This is a genomic window from Microbispora rosea (genome assembly GCF_044460045.1).
In the GTDB taxonomy this organism is placed as follows: domain Bacteria; phylum Actinomycetota; class Actinomycetes; order Streptosporangiales; family Streptosporangiaceae; genus Microbispora; species Microbispora rosea.
Genome location: NZ_JBITJO010000010.1, coordinates 67,389 through 81,660, shown reverse-complemented (window position 1 = coordinate 81,660; position 14,272 = coordinate 67,389). Strand labels below are relative to the sequence as shown.

Below are 14,272 nucleotides of genomic sequence, written 5' to 3'. Positions count from 1 at the left end.
CCGTTCTCCGGTCCTGATCCGGGGTCCTCCGAGCTGTCCGGGAGCGGCGGCGTCGACGGTTTCCTGCCGCGTCCAGCAGGACGGCGGCCACTTCGAGAACAGCGAGCGCGGCCACGACCGCCCAGATCCAGCCCGGCATGCCAGTCTCCTGATCCGGGCTGTCCGCCACGGTCACCGGGGTAGCGGAGGGTGCCGCACCTCCGGCCGATGCCACCGAGTTCCTCCTGGATGGGCAGCGGACCATCGCCCTGCTGTCCGACCCGCTGGACACCGGCGCGAACTGGCTCGGCACCGCCGGGTGAACCACCCAGGCGCTCGGCACCACCCCCGCCGGAGTCGCCACCCTCCAGGTCACGGTCATCGTCATCGGCCACGTGCTGGGCACCGTCCTGGCACACGACCGCGCGCTGGCCCCGTCCCCCCGCCGGACCGCCGTCCTCGGCCAGATCCCCCTGCTCGTGCTGATGGTGGTCTACACCGTCGTGGGCCTGCTTCTCCTGTTCGCCGCCTGAGGCGCGAAGGGAGCCCGCGACGAACCGCGAGAGCCGGGCCCGCTACTACAGGCCCCAGGCTCCGTAACCGCGCCCTCCCCGCCGTACGCGCATCACGGTCATGTCCACACACGCCCACTGTTCACCACTCGGCGGGTGATGTGGCCGGAGCCCGAATTCTCGCGGATCCGGGCTCCGGCTGCACAAGCCATGCGCCTAGCCGGCGACCCTGGAACGGAGCCCGAGTAGGGTGTCAATCACCAGGAACGCGGCCAGGGAGATGCCCATCAGGGGCAGGAAGTACCCCACGACGAGGGCGAGCAGGGCCAGCGGCGCCAGAACTCCCCAGTGCACCGCCCGCCAACCGCCGCGGGGGTAGGGCCGGCCGAATCCGGGGGTCGGACGGCGCCGCCACCACATCCGGTAGCCCAGCACGATCAGCGTGACGAGCCCGATTGCGATCGCGGCCAGGACGATCTGGTTGGCCAGGCCGAACAGCAGCCCCATATGCGCGTCGATGCCCCACTCGGTGAGCTTGGCGGCCAGCGGGTAGTCGGCGAACCGCAACTCGCCCACGAACTGCCCGGTCGCCGGGTCGAACGCCAGCTGGTCCAGTCGCGTGGGAGCGGTCTTGCGGATCTCCTTGACCACGTACGCGGCCCCGGGCTCGGCCGGCGGGACGATCTCCAGCGGGCCGGACAGCCGCCAGCTGGCCGCCGCCTGCGCGATCTTGTCGATTCCCACGTCCGCGGTGTCGCCGGCCTGGCCGCCGCTCGCGGCGTGCCCGGCGTGCCCCGTGTGCCCGGCGTGCTCACCGAGATCGGTGCTGATCGACGGAGTCGCCCAGCCGAACCTCGTACGCAGCTCGCCGATGTTCTCTCCGGCGTACTTCGACCAGGTCAGGCCGGTGGCGGACAGGAACAGCACGCCCAGCACGGCCCACAAGCCCACCGAGCCGTGCCAGGACAGCGTGCGGCGTAGCCCAGTGGCGGCGCGGTCGGGAGTGAGCAGGCCACGGAGGCGGCGGCCGTTGCGGCGACGCCTGCTCAGCCACAGCGCCAGCCCGCCGAGGGCGACGACCCACAGCCAGCTGGCGGCCAGCTCGCTGTAGATCCGCCCGGGCTCTCCCAGGTGGAGGCGACGGTGCAGGTCGGAGATCCAGGCGCGTACGGGCAGCGCGCCGGAGCCGCCGTAGCTTTCCAGCGTGCCGCGCACCTGACCGGTGCCGGGGTCGACGAAGACCGCCATCTGAGTGCTTTCGGGCAGGTTCGGCACGTCCAGCAGCACCCGGGTGGTCAGGCCGGGCTCGGCCGCGGGCCGCACCGCGGTCACCTTCCCTTCGGGGAGCGCCTGGCGAGCCGCAGTGACCTGCTCGCTCAGGGGAACGCTGGTCTGAGTCACCGGCGCGGTCAGCTCATGCCGGTAGACGACGTTCTCGATCTGGAAAGAGGCGGCGTACAGCAGGCCCGTGGTCGCGGCCACGAGCAGGAAGGGGGCGATGAGGATTCCGGCATAGAAGTGCAGGCGCAGCACCAGCGGGCGCAGCACCGCCCAGGTCGCACGCCTGGGCTGGGGAGGCCGGGCCGGATCGACGGCACGCTGAATATCAGCGGTAGAAGTCATGGGGTTCTCCGTTCACGGCGAGCGCACACCGACAGGTACGCGTCACCTGCGTAGGGGGGTTACGCCGCGGACCGCGTTCAGCGCGGTTCAGGGCGGCGAAAACGGGCGTACGGCATGGCGAGCCGATGCCGCCAATGGCAGGCGGCAGCCCGTATCAGAGAACGGAGACGGCCAGAGGCGGACCGCGCCGAGCGACCACCACGACGAAGTCGGAACGACGAGGGACCCGGAGGAGAGGTTCCACCACGGGGCGGGGAGAGGGTGCGGCGATGCCGACCAGCGCACCCGCGAGGACGCGCAACACGGCCCGCAGACCGCGCACCGGCGTGACGGCCAGATGCACGATCAACGCCAGGGCCGACTCACCGTGTTCCAGCACCCAGGCGGACAAGACCGCCAGCGCGGCATGGATCAGCAGCATTCCCAAACCGGTGCCGTGCTCACCCGTCCACGGCGACGGCGACGCGTGCGCGGCGCCGAGAGTGAACAGATGGTGCATCCCGTACTGCGCGCCGAAGGAAGCGCTCAGCAGGACCCCCAGGCCCCGCTGACGGCCTGCGAGGAGGAACGCGCCCAGCCAGGTCAGCGCCATTGCGGCGACCAGGGTTCCCCCGCGCACGGGAGCCCCGCCGGCCAGCATGTGCAGAGCGGCTGAGACCAGCACGCACGCTGCCGCGAACACCGCGGCACGTAACGCACGCAGGGACGATCCGCCGACATGCACAGCGCAATCGTCCCAGAACGCCCATATACCTTCCATTCTTGACATGTTTGATCGCTGTCGGATATGGGTGTCCATTTCCTTCATATGGGGCCTGGCCAGGCTCTACAGCCTGCCGCGGTTGCGGAATCAGCCGGAGGAACTCCTGAAACGCTCACAAGACGGGTAGATCAGACGATGGCCAGGTCTTCGGCACCAGCGTCGGCCGGGCGAGGCTGGCCTGGGCGCGGCTGGTGCTTTTAGCCCCGGGGACGACCGGTTCCTACGTCCCGCTCTCGACCGGCAAGAGGGTCCTGCGACCGGCTTCGTCGTACGGCCGAAGAAGAAAGACCGCTGGTACGTCACCCGCATGCGGATGAGCTGCTGCGCGGCCGACGCCATCGCCCTAAGGTGGCTGTGCTCGGCGCCGCTCCGCCGCCCGACGACACCTGGGTCGAGGTGACCGCCACCTGGGTCCCGCCGAGGTCCCGCAAGATCCCGAACGGAACCGTGCCACCGGAGATGACCGCCATCCAGGTGACGGAAATCCCAGAACCGAGCGAGCCGTACGAGTAGGCCGACACCACCCCCCAACTCTCCTCCGCCTTCCCACCCGACCCCCCACCGCCGGTCGCTTCGCCCTCTCGCTGACGCCGCTTCCGGATGCTTCACGAAGCAACGGACCGGTTTGGAGCTACGAGAGACAGGCGAGGGCGCTCTGCTCGGCGAGACGGCTGATCACGTTTCGAGCACCAGGAACATCAAGCTGCCGGGCAGCGAAAGATCGGGCCAAGAGCTCCTCCCCGATCAATTCGTCGTACTTGTCGATTCTCTTGTCGGGGATCAGCCGAGCCAGCTCGGTCGCTGCGGGCAGCTCGGATTCGCTCATTTCTCTCAGCAGGTCGGCGGTGGTCTGCGGCGATGCTCCGGACAGTGCCAGTGCCAACCCCTGTCGTTCCACACTGACTCCCCTGGTATGCAGGGTGAGCGCGATCGTCGTCATGATCGCATCACCGCAGAACGGGAAGAGCAGGGTGTCGTTTCCGTAGGCCAGGATCGGCTGGGCTTCCAGGCCGAAGCGGCGGTAGGCGGCGCGGCCCTCCTCCAAGAGGCGCTGGGCGGTCGCATCCAGGTAGATGGGAACAGCGCTGTCCTGGTAAACGCGCCGCATCTCGGTCCGAATGCGGTCGTGTACCTCCGGGCCGGCTCCCGTGAAGCGTGGCGGGCGGCCGCCTGATGCTCGCGCGACCTCGATGACCTTTGCCCGCGCGTCGATGGCGAGGACTCGCCAACGCCGGCCCGCGAAAATCAGCAGAGCACCTTCGGGGAGTGACTGTTCGATGGGCAGGCTTCCGAGAGCCCGTCCCCCATGCACGATGCGGTATTCGGTGGGAGCCGCGAAGGCGGCGTAGAAGGTGTAATGGTTGACCAGCTTCTCCCCCGCGTCACCGTGCAGAAGGAGGCCATCGGTCTCCTGCCGGATGATCGTCGCTTCGCCGAGGTCGCGCAGCAGGGCGGCGAAGGTCGCGGCGTCGACCAGCCGAAAAGGGCCCTGGCCGCAGAGCGTTCGGTAGGCGTCGTTCGGGGTGATGCCGCCGTGTTGGGCGATCAGCGAGAGAGTCTGCTGCACCAGGGTGGACAGATGCAGCGCCGTTCCGTGTGGGGGTTCGTACCAGCGCTGTAGCAGAAGCTCGATCGTCGCGATGGTCTGCACGAGCTGAGCGCGAAGTTCCTCGGCTGGGTGCAGCGTTGGTGACAGCTCACGCTCGCGGATGTAGACCCGCAGGATCGCCGGCCCTCCGCGTCGCCCGGAACGTCCGAGGCGCTGACGCAGGGCGGCGACCCCGGGGGGCGCTCCGACCTGCGCGACCGACGAGACCGATCCGATGTCGATCCCCATTTCCAAGGTGGAGGTGCAGACGGCGGTGACCGGCCGGGCACGGTCCTTGAGGCGGGACTCGGCATGCTCGCGGATGTCCTTGGAGAGGTTTCCGTGGTGCGGGACGAACTCGTTCGGCACGCCCGCCTGGTCGCATCGACGGCTGAGCAGGTCGGTGTACTCCTCCACAGCGCCCCGGGAATTCGCGAAGATCAGGTTGTGGGAGCCGCGCAGGGTCGTGAACAGGTGATCGGCGATGGCGGACCGCTCCCCTGAGTCCTCCTCGCCCGTCTGTTGCTCCGCGTCCTCATCGGCGGTTCTGTCCAGGGCAGAGAGGTTGGGCTGCGTTTCGACGTAGCCGCGCACCTGCAACTGAAGCTCTTGACCGTCGGCGTCCGACACGATCACGGTGACCTTGTCCCCGCTGCCGGGCCGGAGGAAATCCGCCGCCGCGCGCATGTCGCCGAGTGTGGCCGATAGTCCGATCCGTGGGACGCGGCGGCGGGCGGCCAGGTCGAGCCGGTGCATGAGGGACTGCAGTTGTGCTCCGCGCTCGGTGCCCATGAACGAGTGCATCTCGTCGATGACGACGTAGCGCAGGGCACCGGCCAGGTCGCGCATCTTCCACCCGCGCAGGACGAACATCGCCTCCAGCGATTCGGGGGTGATCAGGAGGATGCCCCGGGGCCGGTCGAGGAGCTTGCTCTTGACGCCGGCGCCGACGTCGCCGTGCCAGCGGGCCACCGGGATGTCCAGGTGTTCGCACAGCTCGTCGAGCCTGCCGTACTGGTCGTTGATCAACGCCTTAAGCGGGCTGATGTATATCGCAGCGAACCCGCCGGTTTGCGGCGGATCCGCGGTCAGCGCCGAGCAGACGGGAAGGAACGCGGCCTCGGTCTTCCCCGAGGCGGTTGCCGCGGCGATGAGCACGTCTGTCTCACCCGCGAGAACGGGAGCGGCGGCCGCCTCCTGGGCCGGGCGCAGCTCGGGCCAGTCCTGCTGCCAGATCCACCGTTGCACCTTGGGGTGGAGCAGCTGGAAGGCGTCAGAGCCGGAAGGAGGCGAGGTCGTCGTCACCGAAAGCTCCGGGCTGGGTCACCGATGCCTGCGTGGCGAGACCCTCGTCTTCTTCGAGCGGGGCCAGATCGGGGTTGCTCTCCTGGTCCAGCTCGACCGAGGGGAGAATCCGCCGCCAGTCCGCTCCGGGATTCTGCTCCAGTACGGCCAGCAGGTCGCAGAAGGCTTTGATCGTCGTTCGTGGCGTGCGGAAGTAGGCGTCACCGACCCGGCTGGAGCAGTGGTGCATGAACGCGGGCAGCGCGTCGTCGGCGACGAGATAGCGGGACGGGTCGCCGAAGGCGTAGACGTGCCGGATCTTCGTGAGTAGGACGTAGAGGTCCTCCGGGGTCAAGGCGGTAAGACGGAGCACTGGCCCGGAGTAGTCCACCAGCCCGTCCCTGGCGAAGGAGTTCTCCGCCAGCCGCGACTGCAGTGCGGCGTAGCTGTAGAGCCCGCGACGGGAATCGGTGAGGAACTCGGGGGTGCCGCCGAACAAGAAGCCCAGGTGCGCGGCCGTGCCCTGCAGTGTGTCGTTGAAGATACGCAGGATCTGCTCGTAGTTGGCGTTGCGGGCCTGCGTGGAGGCCAGCTTGTAGAGGTTGACCATTTCATCCAGGCACACCAGCATGCCGTCGTATCCAGCCAGGCGAACGAACCGGCTCATCAGCTTGAGGTGGTCGTGGAAGGTCGCGTCATCGATGATCGTCCGGACGCCGAGCGCGGACCTGGCCTCGGTCTTGGTGGAGTATTCGGCCCGCAGCCAGCGCACCGCGGCGGCCTTCAGTTGCTCGTCACCGGTGTCGTGCCCACGCCAGTAGGCGCCGACAACCTCGGCGAAGTCGTACCCCCCGGTCATCTCGGCCAGATGGGCAAGGCGCGTACGGATGACCTGCCCGGGGTTGACACCGGTCTGCTGGGCCTCGGCCAGTGCGGTCGAGACGAACCTCTCGACGACTGCGGAAAGTGCCCCGCCGTCGGGCTTGGCTCTGGTGGCCATGTTGCGCATCAGCTCGGCATAGAGACTGCGCGCCTGGCCGCCGGTGGAGTGCAGACGGCGGTCGGGGTTGAGATCGGCGTGAACGGTGACCAGTTTCTTCTCCAGCGCGATGGACCGCACCAGGTGCAGGAAGAAGGTCTTGCCCGCACCGAAGTCCCCGATGACGAAACGCACGGCCGAACCACCACCGGCGATTCTATCGATGTCGGTCACCAACGCCTGGACCTCGGGAGCCCGGCCCACCTGCACATGCCGCTGGCCGACCCGAGGGACTACGCCCGCCCGAAGCGACTGGAGCAGAGCATCACGCTCGCGGGGGCGAATCGAGATCGTCGTGGTCACGTCAGCATCTCTCCCAGCAGGTGTCGATTGACCCAGATCGGGTCGTCTCCTTCGAGCAACGGCTCACCGCCCACCTCGTAGGCGGCTTCGTTGACTCGATCGAGTGCTCCATCGGGGAGCAGGTTCCATTTCGCCGCGAGGTCCTCGAACTCCCCCCGAGACAACTGCTCCACGTTGGGGAGGCCGCGTAAGAGGCCGGAATGCGGGCCGTCCAGTCCGGCGGCCGAATCGGCAACCGGAGGCGGCGAGGGCACCTGCGCCGGCTCCTCTTCAACGAAGATCGAGCCCAGCAATGCCCCCACCCTGGCCGTCTCCTCAAGCTTGGCGGCGATGGCACCGTGGTCGAGGTGCACGACGGCCGGGGCAGTTCGAACGTCGGCAGGGCGGGGAATTGCAAAGCCCGGTTCCGGCCCGGCCTGACGAACGACCACTGGACCGGCCGCTGGAGTGGGGGGAGCGGTCGCCGGCAGGACAGACTTCACCATGGCAGGGTCGAGCCCGAGCAGACGGTAGATACGGCTGAGGGTCTTGACCTCTTCAGAAGAAATGTGACCGTCGGCCGCGGCCACCCCGGTGAGGAACTCCGCCACGTAGGCCCGCTGTTTCTCGTCGATCTCGGCCAGGCGCCGGGTCAGGCCAGTGAGCTTCACCTCGGTGGCGATGAGCCAGCGCAGGTGCGCATGCAGGCGCCGGCGTTCGTCCTGCGTCAGGTGCAGGGCCCGTTCGAGGTGATCGCTGAGATGACGCTGCTCCGCCTCCGAGGTCTCCCCGTCGGCGGCGCTCACGGCCGCCGCCAGATGGAGCAGGATCGTCGCGGCGCGGTAGGCGTCTGAGGACGCCGCGGTGGGTACGCCCGGAGCGGCGAAAAGTACCATGGGACCGCTCGACAGGACCGGCCCGCCCAGCCGCGGATCAGGCTCGACTCCGATCCTCACGCTGCCCAGAAGTTGTGCCAAAGCGACGACGTCTTTCTTCGCCGGCTTGGCCGTAGGCGCGCCCAGCAGTGCGGCGAACTCCTCCGCCGGCACGAGAGCGGTCTCCTGCGCGCCGAGACGGTCCCGCGCCCACGTCACGGCGCGGCCCGCACCTCCCGACTCAAGGTCCAGCAACTCCGCTGGAAGCAGTGCTTGCGCCTGCACACTCGCCTGCCGGTCCGGGAAGCGTCCGACGAAACGGCTGTAGGCATCCAAGTCGGTGGTGCACTCGTCAGCCAACGCCACGAGCTTGCGTGTCGGCGCGGCCAGCGTCAGCACGTCCGGGATGCCGTGGAGTGTCAGCCGGGGATACCCGCCGAAGCCGGCACTGGCGGGCCGATAATCCAGGGAGACTTCCTTGCGTCCGGGCCGGACCACCAGCCCCGCTCGATGACGCGCGGCGTACCGCGACCGGAACAGCGCATCGAACTGAGCGGCGCAACGCGTTGCCGGAGTACGCGGGTAGTAGTCGGGGTGGGAGCGGATCCAGGCCAACGCCCACTCGGCGGGGACTGGTCGTCCCTCCGCTGCGAACTCCCCCAATCCCACCCTCAGCCGGAGCGGCGTCACCTCGCGAGAAGGCTCAGGGGGATGTCCGGCACTGGGCAGCGTGTCCTGGCCCGCCAGGATCAGCAGGTCGAGGACTTGGTCGAACTCACCGGCATAGCTTCGGAAGGAAGAGTTTTCGCCGTAGATCCGGAGAAGCCGGCGGACCTCGGCCTGAATGATCGACAGCTCGTGGCCCGTACTGGAACGATCCAGACGCAAGTCATGCAGAGCCCGTCGTTCCAGGCCATAGAAGTACAGGAACACATAGCCGATGGGTACATGCGGATAGCGCCGTCCATCGGCGAGCCAGGACAGGTAGGCGGCACGCGAGTCCGGCGGAATCGACGCATACGAGGGCCAGTAGCGCAAGCCCTGCCCCGTCCAATCCGGACGGCGCAGGTCGACCGGCAGTCGCGGGTCGATCAACGCGGGTTCGACCGTCTGTCCCGACGCTGACGCTAGACCGGCGCCCACATACAGCAGGCCGCCGACGATGTTCAGCCCCGCAACGCTGACCCCGAAGCCTGGCGGCAGCCAAGGCCCAGCAGTAGGCGGCGGAGGCGACTGCTGCGGATATCCCGTTTGAGGAGGGACTGCGTGGCGGGGAGCTTGGTCCTGCCTACCGTCGGGCCCGGACGGGTGATGCGCCGCGGCCGCTCGACGCTGGCCCGGCTCACTCCGAAAACGGTCGAAGAATCCCACGCGTTCACCTCTTCCGATCACACGCACGATCAGCAGATTGAGAAGCCGTGTGGATGCGATCAAGAAGCACCAGTGAACACTAGCTCCGAACGCCTTTGCCTGACCGTTCGAGCAATCACCTCGTTATCAACTTGAACCACAATTACGGACAGGACTAAAACCGCGATAAGGAAGAATTCGACGCCTTCCCTACCCAACCCGATGACCTAGTGGAAGCACCTCCGACTATCGTCCAGCTTTGAGATCGGCCCGGAGAAGTCGCAGTTGACCATCCAACCTCTGCGCCGGTTCGGACCAGCCGGTCGGCCACCGACGCACCCGAAGTGGCCCCGCGCTGGGCATCAGAGCGCCAGAGCCGGCTTCAACGGGGGATCGCGGCACCGAGAACGGGACGCTCGGCGTGCGCCGGTGTGACCATGACGCCGGAGATCCGGCTGGCAAGCGCGAGAACGGCCTGGATGGCGTTGTCGATCCACTCGTCGGAAGCCGGGTCGATGCCGAGCTCGCGAAGATGCCGGTTGAGCCGGTCGGGTGCGGTGCCCCACCGGGTTCCGGGCCGGCTCGGATCGTAACTGGTGACGAGCTCACCGTCGAGGGCGTAGGCGAAGTCGTGCCTGGCGGCGTAATCGTGTCGCATCACCGCGACGGCCTCGCCGCCATCGCAGGACAGCTCACCGATGACCTCGCGTTGCACGCCGCGCCAGCCGCACTCCTCGATCACGATGGTCCAGTCCCCCACCCGCCGGGCCACGACGATCTGGGTGCGGCTGGAATCGGGGTACTCATCCACGTCGATCAGGCGGATGTGTTCCAGGGCGGCGCCCAGGCGCCGGAGCACCTCGTGCTCCTCCACTCCCCTGACGAGCGTGATCGTGTAGATCGGTCCCAGCGGGCCCTCGTCCTGCCACGCATAGTCTTCCGGTGAGGCACCAGGCGTGCGGGCGGTGGCATGGACCGCCTCGGTCTTTTCAGCCCGCTCATACGCATCAGGGTTGGCGGCGAAGAATGCCTCGATGAGCCCGTGCCCGACCCGGCCGCGCTCGCTGACCGGGTGTCCGTTGGCCCGTGCCCACTCCCGGATCGCCAAGTCGATGTCACGCCCGTACGCCAGTTGCGTGACACGCAGCGGAGTGAAGTCGGCGTCGGACATGATCGGAATCTACCGATGCTCGCTACAGGTGACAACGCACTGCTCCCCCAGCCGCGGCTCGTAGCTGCCCGCGCTACTAGGCGTCGGCGTGGCGAACGACGGTCACCAAGCCATAGCCAGGAAGGTCGCCACGGCAGCCACGGGCGTCTGCGATGGCCCCCACAGAGGATGCGTTGTCGATCAAGATGAATCGCTCAGAAGCGGCACCCTTTACGGTGTAGATCTCCCAGTCCGTTTGAACACCAGGCGCTCCCCCGGCCAGAGGACCGGCGAATGCGGTGACACGCTGGACATACATCTGTCACCGGGCGGCACGGTCCGGGAGGGCGACTCTTGATGACACCTGGGTGACACAACAGAAAAGCCACAATCCCCGATCTTGGGAACTGTGGCTCTGACCTGCTACAACAGTGTCGGGACGGCGGGATTTGAACCCACGACCCCTTGACCCCCAGTCAAGTGCGCTGCCAAACTGCGCTACGTCCCGTTGCCCTGGTCTCCCCGGGCACACCCAAACCTTAGCGCAGTTTCCGCCCTCGTGCGTACACGAACCGCGCCGGTGGGCCTAGGCTGGCGATCATGGGGCGGAAGGCGCACATCGACCAGGAAGAACTCGTCCGGCTGGCCGCCGAAGGGTGGACCAACGCCCGTCTCGCCGAGCACTTCGGTGTGACGGAGTCGGGCGTCCTTCAGGCGAAGCGGGCCGCCGGCCTGTCCAAGCCGATGACGGACCACAGCCGTGCCCTGCCGTGGAAGCTCCGGCGCGAGCACAGCCAGAGCGGCCCCGCCACCAATCTGCGGAACCTCTCCGCCGCGGCCCAGGGTCGCCGGATCCCCAAGGACCGGCTCAACACCGCCCTTCGGTGGGCGAACCGGCTGGTCGACAACGGGCTCGACATCGCCTATGACCCGGAGCGCGGCTTCCACGAGGTGCCCGCCGGGGACGACTCGCACGTCGCCCGGGTCCTCGCCGAGGCCCGCGAAGCCACGGACGCGGCGGACACCACTCCCTGACCGTACGGCTCACACACCGTCGCGCGGCAGGGGCGTGGTCTCCTCGCGTACGTGCACGCGGCGCTCGCCCGGGTGGACGGCGGTGCGCGACTCGGTCTCCTGGACGTGTACGTGCGGCTCGGCCGCCGGGTCCACGGTGTACATCGTGTCCGGCTCGATGGTCTCCACCGTCTCCTCGGTCCGGGGACGGCGGGTGTAGCGGCCGGTCAGCACCATGCCGACGACCCCCACGGCCATGAGAATCCAGCCGATCATTTGAAGGTCGATTCCAGGAACGTCCCATTTGACGGCGAACGCGAGAACCGCGCCGACCGCGATGAAGGCGAGACTGGCCCCGAAGCCCATGGCTACCTCCTCTGCTGGTCAACGGCCCTTTACCCCCAGAATCCGTGATTACGCAAGGCGTGAAGGCCGCATTCCCGGGCAGTGCGGATGAACAACGCACTCACCCCTGGAGGCAGAAATGACCGCCGTAGCATGGGTGGCCGTCGTGATCGTCGCCGTGCTGGTGATCCTGGCAGTCGGCTACCTTGTGTCGGCACGCAACCGCCGGCGCCACCTGCAGGACCGTTTCGGGCCCGAGTACGAACGGGCGGTGCGGGACAGCGACAGCCGGAAAGAGGCGGAGCAGGAACTGCTCGCCCGCGAGGAGCGCCACGCCAAGCTGGACATCCGCCCGCTCGACGCGCAGACCCGGGAACAGTACGCGAGGAAGTGGACCGAGGTGCAGGAGCGCTTCGTGGACGCTCCCGGCTTCGCCGTGACCGAGGCGGACGCGCTGGTCACCGCGGTGATGGCCGAGCGCGGCTATCCCACGGACGAGTTCGAGCAGCGTCTGAGCGACCTGTCGGTGGCCCACGCCGCCACGCTCGACCACTACCGCAACGCCCACGACATCAGCAGCCGCGCCGCCCGGCAGGAAGCCACCACCGAGGAGCTCCGCCAGGCGATGGTCCACTACCGCGCGCTGTTCCAGGAGCTGCTCGGCGACGGCGCCGACGTTCCTCTGAACGACCACGCCGACGGCGCCGCGTACGCCACCGGCGGCTACGACGGCGCCTCGATGAACGACCACCACGCGGACGTACGGAAGGCGGAGCGATGAGCATCCGGACGAACAGGCAGCGCGACGACATCGCCGAGCGGCCGACTCCCGAGACCCCCGAACCCCTCGAGGAGGAGGCGCGCAGAGAGAGGGCCGTCACGGACACCGGACGGGACGAGCACGAGGGTCCCGGCCCGGTCTACTCCCCCAGCGACGCGTACACCGACGGCACGACCCGGGAGACCGGCGACGACGCGGTAACGGACGGAACCGCCGACGCGGACGGCGACGGCAACCGATTCCGCCAGCCGTACGGCGAGGCGGGCGACGACGTCCTCACGTCGCCCCAGACCGGCGGCAGGCACACGGCGGAAAGCGACCGCCTCGTCGCCGGCGGCCGCACGGACGACCACACCGACTCCCTCACTTCGGCCGAGCGATCCGGCGACGCCGCGACCGGCGCGTACGGCACCTACGGCGACGACGCGGATCGCGGCCCCGAGACGGACGGCGCCGGCTACGGCCGGGACGGTGCGCTCGCCGGGGACACCGCGGCCTCCGGCGACACCGTGACAGACACCACCACCGGCACGGCCACCGACACTGCTACCGGCGACACCGTCGACGGCCCGGTGGCCTACCCCGTCACCACCACCGCCTCCGGCACGGCGTCCGTCCTGGACGAGGCGTTCGACAGCCGGTGGCGCGAGATCAAGACGGGCTTCGTCGACGATCCCCGTCAGTCGGTCGAGCAGGCGGACGCACTGGTGGAGGAGGCCCTGTCGGCCCTCACCAGCCGCCGTCAGGCGCTGCTCGACCAGTGGAAGGACAACGAGCAGGGCGACACCGAGGCGCTGCGCCTGGCCCTGCACGAGTACCACGCGTTACTTGCCCACCTGAACCGGAAGTGAGGTAACAATGCTCGCCATCGCCGCGGCGGTCGTCTTCGGGATCGCCTTCCTCCTTGACCTACTCAACGCGAGCATCGGCATCGGCCTGACCGCGCTGCTCGCCCTCGGCCTGTGCCTGCTGTCCCTGCACCAGGCCGGCGTCGGCACCGCCGGGGTGAACTCCTGGCGCGGCGGCTGGCGCGGCGGACGCGTCCGTCGCTGACGCCCGCGACCACAACGTCGTCCCCGGCCGGCCAGAACCCGAAGCGGTCTCGCGGGAGCACTCCTTCCGCGGGACCGCAGAGCCGTATAACCATGAGGACTACGCCCACCGGCCCCTCAGGAGACCGCGATGCCCCACACCGTGGAAGAGGTCATGACACGCGATCCGGTCACGCTGCCGGAGGAGGCCACGGTGGTCAAGGCCGCCAAGCTGATGCGCGACCGCGGGATCGGCGACGTGCTCGTCGTCGGTGACGGCCGGCTGCGCGGGCTGGTGACCGACCGGGACATCGTCGTACGCGCGGTCGCGGAGGGCAGGGACCTCGCCACCACTCCCCTGGCGACGCTGTGCACCTGCGACGTGGTGACCGTCGGCCCTGACCACGACGTCGCCGAGGCGGCGCGGCTGATGCGTGAGAAGGACGTGCGTCAACTCCCGGTGGTCGTGGACGGCCGCCCGGTCGGCGTCGTCGCCCTGGCCGACCTCACCCTCGCGCTCACTCCCAGCGATGCCCGCGGCCTCACCCCCGGCCTCACCCCCGGTCTCACCCCGGGCGATGCCCCCCGTCTCACCCCCGATCGCGTCTCCGGCCACGCTCCCGCCCCCGCCTGACGGCCCTTGGACGTCCTCGTTC

Annotated in this window: 14 protein-coding genes and 1 tRNA gene; 7 read left to right on the top strand and 8 right to left on the bottom strand. The window is 68.7% G+C overall.

The features are described 5' to 3' along the window. The first annotated feature begins 374 nt into the window (after positions 1-374). Positions 375-512: a hypothetical protein gene (locus ACIBK1_RS32500; RefSeq protein WP_167530296.1), complete on the top strand. Its 138-nt coding sequence runs from the start codon at positions 375-377 to the stop codon at positions 510-512. A 195-nt stretch (positions 513-707) separates the two neighbouring features. Here the strand turns inward: ACIBK1_RS32500 and ACIBK1_RS32495 are convergent, their stop codons facing one another. Together ACIBK1_RS32495 and ACIBK1_RS32490 are read right to left on the bottom strand one after the other, a co-directional pair. Continuing rightward, the gene (locus tag ACIBK1_RS32495; RefSeq protein WP_142651614.1) at positions 708-2,114 is read right to left on the bottom strand and encodes a PepSY-associated TM helix domain-containing protein; all 1,407 of its coding nucleotides are present in this window, start codon (positions 2,112-2,114) and stop codon (positions 708-710) included. A 154-nt stretch (positions 2,115-2,268) separates the two neighbouring features. Beyond that, positions 2,269-2,796, bottom strand: a complete 528-nt coding sequence (locus tag ACIBK1_RS32490) for a hypothetical protein (protein ID WP_396739543.1) — start codon at positions 2,794-2,796, stop codon at positions 2,269-2,271. A 429-nt stretch (positions 2,797-3,225) separates the two neighbouring features. On the opposite strand from ACIBK1_RS32490, the gene ACIBK1_RS32485 reads away from it, so the two are divergent. Next, complete coding sequence (locus ACIBK1_RS32485; protein ID WP_167530295.1) at positions 3,226-3,390, top strand: hypothetical protein; 165 nt, start codon at positions 3,226-3,228, stop codon at positions 3,388-3,390. A gap of 118 nt (positions 3,391-3,508) precedes the next feature. On the opposite strand, the gene ACIBK1_RS32480 is transcribed toward ACIBK1_RS32485, so the two are convergent. From ACIBK1_RS32480 to ACIBK1_RS32460, 5 genes are all read right to left on the bottom strand, one after another. Next, complete coding sequence (locus ACIBK1_RS32480) at positions 3,509-5,770, bottom strand: DEAD/DEAH box helicase (RefSeq protein WP_328854063.1); 2,262 nt, start codon at positions 5,768-5,770, stop codon at positions 3,509-3,511. Then, positions 5,739-7,091 carry an ATP-binding protein gene (locus ACIBK1_RS32475; protein ID WP_396739541.1) on the bottom strand — a complete coding sequence of 451 codons (1,353 nt, stop codon included), beginning with the start codon at positions 7,089-7,091 and terminating at the stop codon, positions 5,739-5,741. Before ACIBK1_RS32475 ends, ACIBK1_RS32480 begins: the two co-directional genes overlap by 32 nt. Next, on the bottom strand, positions 7,088-9,316 hold the full coding sequence (locus ACIBK1_RS32470) for a tellurite resistance TerB family protein (protein WP_396739675.1): 2,229 nt from the start codon (positions 9,314-9,316) through the stop codon (positions 7,088-7,090). Before ACIBK1_RS32470 ends, ACIBK1_RS32475 begins: the two co-directional genes overlap by 4 nt. Before the next feature lie 361 nt (positions 9,317-9,677). Then, entirely contained in the window at positions 9,678-10,466 is a 789-nt protein-coding gene (locus ACIBK1_RS32465) for a DUF6461 domain-containing protein (protein WP_396739539.1), read from the bottom strand. 413 nt (positions 10,467-10,879) lie between these two features. After that, positions 10,880-10,953, bottom strand: a tRNA-Pro gene (locus tag ACIBK1_RS32460). 92 nt (positions 10,954-11,045) lie between these two features. Between ACIBK1_RS32460 and ACIBK1_RS32455 the strand changes: the two genes are divergently transcribed. Continuing rightward, the gene (locus tag ACIBK1_RS32455; RefSeq protein ID WP_396739537.1) at positions 11,046-11,480 is read left to right on the top strand and encodes a hypothetical protein; all 435 of its coding nucleotides are present in this window, start codon (positions 11,046-11,048) and stop codon (positions 11,478-11,480) included. Positions 11,481-11,489: 9 nt separating this feature from the next. On the opposite strand, the gene ACIBK1_RS32450 is transcribed toward ACIBK1_RS32455, so the two are convergent. Continuing rightward, positions 11,490-11,825, bottom strand: coding sequence for a DUF6458 family protein (locus tag ACIBK1_RS32450; protein WP_036407543.1), 336 nt, complete (start codon positions 11,823-11,825; stop codon positions 11,490-11,492). Between the two features lie 118 nt (positions 11,826-11,943). Here ACIBK1_RS32450 and ACIBK1_RS32445 point away from each other — a divergent pair, with 118 nt between their 5' ends. From ACIBK1_RS32445 to ACIBK1_RS32430, 4 genes are all read left to right on the top strand, one after another. Further along, positions 11,944-12,585, top strand: coding sequence for a hypothetical protein (locus ACIBK1_RS32445; RefSeq protein WP_030509493.1), 642 nt, complete (start codon positions 11,944-11,946; stop codon positions 12,583-12,585). Then, positions 12,582-13,436, top strand: a complete 855-nt coding sequence (locus ACIBK1_RS32440; protein WP_051761986.1) for a hypothetical protein — start codon at positions 12,582-12,584, stop codon at positions 13,434-13,436. The genes ACIBK1_RS32445 and ACIBK1_RS32440 overlap by 4 nt, the downstream gene beginning before the upstream one ends. Positions 13,437-13,443: 7 nt before the next feature. Beyond that, positions 13,444-13,638 carry a hypothetical protein gene (locus ACIBK1_RS32435; RefSeq protein WP_030509495.1) on the top strand — a complete coding sequence of 65 codons (195 nt, stop codon included), beginning with the start codon at positions 13,444-13,446 and terminating at the stop codon, positions 13,636-13,638. A gap of 129 nt (positions 13,639-13,767) precedes the next feature. Further along, complete coding sequence (locus ACIBK1_RS32430; protein ID WP_396739534.1) at positions 13,768-14,250, top strand: CBS domain-containing protein; 483 nt, start codon at positions 13,768-13,770, stop codon at positions 14,248-14,250. The last annotated feature ends 22 nt before the right edge of the window (positions 14,251-14,272 follow it).